Genomic DNA, 691 nt, shown 5'->3' with positions numbered 1-691 from the left:
CTGGCCAGCACCGGCTCCAGGGAAAACGGGCTGGGCCACACCTGGCGTTCGCCACGGATGCACACCGGCAACAAGTCCAGCTGGCGTTGCCCGCCAATAATGCGCGAGGCGCGCAACAGGGCGTGCCGGGCGTTTCTGCCCAGGCCCTTGAAGCCGTCTTCACCGATGCCTACTACCGTCAGCCAGGGCGACATATGAATTCCTTGAACGACATCCGACGGGCAGGCTTTTCATGCCGCCGGACAAAGCAGGCATAATACCGCGCCTTTACCCGTGAACCGGTAGCCCCGTGAAACCAATACCACCGTCCAATACCTTGCGCCCCTCGGCCTGTCCGGGGTTGCTGCGTATTGTCCAGGCGTTGGATGGCGGGATTTGCCGCATCAAACTGGCGGGCGGTTCGATCCGTGCCGAGCAGGCGTTTGCCGTGGCCGACGCCGCCCAGGCCCATGCCGGCGGGGTGATCGAGGCGACCAACCGCGCCAACCTGCAGATTCGCGGGATCGGCGCCGAACAGGATGCATTGATCGCCGCCTTGCTGGCCGCCGACCTGGGCCCCAAGCGTGCCGCCGGTGATGATGTGCGCAACCTGATGCTGAGCCCCAGTGCCGGCATTGACCGCGAGATGCTGTTCGATACCCGACCGTTGGCCGACCAGATCCTCACCACCCTGGAAACCCACCCGCGTTTC

Annotated in this window: 2 pseudogenes; one reads left to right on the top strand and one right to left on the bottom strand. The window is 64.8% G+C overall.

What is annotated here, in order from left to right:
* A pseudogene (locus HX873_RS31865) lies at positions 1-194 on the bottom strand (cobalamin biosynthesis bifunctional protein CbiET); the annotation flags it as partial.
* 95 nt (positions 195-289) lie between these two features.
* Between HX873_RS31865 and HX873_RS27125 the strand changes: the two are divergent.
* Positions 290-691 (top strand): annotated as a pseudogene (locus HX873_RS27125) (precorrin-3B synthase); the annotation flags it as partial.

It is taken from the genome of Pseudomonas sp. P7758, from assembly GCF_013386485.1.
Taxonomy (GTDB): Bacteria; Pseudomonadota; Gammaproteobacteria; order Pseudomonadales; family Pseudomonadaceae; genus Aquipseudomonas.
Note: the sequence above shows the minus strand (reverse complement) of the source record. Positions and strands in the feature narration are given on the sequence as shown.